General features: G+C 69.7%; 2 protein-coding genes. Both read left to right on the top strand.

Going from position 1 to position 1,303, the window contains the following annotated elements:
- The first annotated feature begins 39 nt into the window (after positions 1-39).
- A complete protein-coding gene (locus tag Tchar_RS13480; protein ID WP_144329484.1) occupies positions 40-1,080 on the top strand; it encodes an integron integrase in 1,041 nt (346 codons plus the stop codon).
- Positions 1,081-1,130: 50 nt separating this feature from the next.
- Positions 1,131-1,303: Y-family DNA polymerase (locus tag Tchar_RS13475; RefSeq protein WP_456243330.1), on the top strand; the 173-nt coding region annotated here is incomplete at its 3' end.

Here is a 1,303-nt window from a genome sequence, read left to right as displayed (position 1 = left end):
ACACCCCCCCCGAAAGGGGGCCCCAAGGGAGAGAACAAGATGCATGAAACCCATCCGGCGGCGGGCAGGCCGCCACGGCGCGGTGAGGCACTGCCGCCGTTGAAATCGACGCGGCTGCTCGATCAACTGCGGGAGCGCATCCGCGCCCTGCATTACAGCCTGCGCACCGAAGAGGCCTATGTGTACTGGTGCCGCGCCTTCATCCGGTTTCACCGGCTGCGTCACCCGGCCGAGATGGGTGGGCCGGAGGTTGAAGCCTTTCTCACCTGGCTGGCGAGCGAGCGGGGGGTGTCGGTCAGCACCCACCGGCAGGCGTTGTCGGCGCTGCTGTTCTTGTACGGGAAGGTGCTGGGCGTGCAACTGCCCTGGATGGACACCATCGCCCGGCCGCAGCCGCGGCGGCGGCTGCCGGTGGTGTTGTCGGCGCAGGAGGTGGCCGCCGTGCTGGCGTTGATGGAGGGCGAGCACCGTTTGCTGGCCCAGGTGCTCTATGGCACCGGCATGCGGTTGACCGAGGGCTTGCGCCTGCGGGTGAAAGACCTCGACTTTGCCCACCGGGCCATCGTGGTGCGCGACGGCAAGGGCGGCAAGGACCGCGTGCTGATGCTGTCGCGCACGCTGGAGCAACCGTTGCGCGAGCAATTGGCCCGGGCCCATGCCCTGTGGGTGGCCGACCGGCAGGCCGGCCGCGGCGGGGTGGAAATGCCTGATGCGCTCGCCCGGAAGTACCCCCGGGCCGGCGCCTCGTGGCCCTGGTTCTGGGTGTTTCCGCAGGCACAGCACGCGGTGGACCCGCGCAGCGGCGTGGTGCGGCGCCACCACCTGTACGACCAGACGTTCCAGCGCGCCTTCAAACGCGCATTGCAGGCAGCAGGTATCCACAAGGCGGCCACACCCCACACCCTGCGCCACAGTTTCGCCACACACCTGCTGCAGGCCGGCTACGACATCCGCACCGTGCAGGAACTGCTGGGCCATTCGGACGTGAGCACCACCATGATCTACACCCATGTGCTGAAGGTGGGCGGGGGCGGTGTGCACAGCCCCCTCGACCGCCTGGACACCCTGCTGACACACTGAGCCCCGCGCCTGGGCGACACGGTCCCGGCCGCTGTTCCCGCCCCGTTCCCATGCCCCGCTACATCGCCCACCTCGACATGGACGCCTTCTACGCGTCGGTGGAGCTGCTGCGCTACCCGGACCTGCGCGGTCAGCCGGTGGTGATCGGCGGCGGCCACCGGCATCAGCCCGAGCTGCTGGCCGACGGCACCCGCCGTTACGCTCGGCTGGTCGAGTACGCGGG

This window comes from Tepidimonas charontis (genome assembly GCF_007556685.1).
Classification (GTDB): Bacteria; Pseudomonadota; Gammaproteobacteria; order Burkholderiales; family Burkholderiaceae_C; genus Tepidimonas; species Tepidimonas charontis.
Note: the sequence above shows the minus strand (reverse complement) of the source record. Positions and strands in the feature narration are given on the sequence as shown.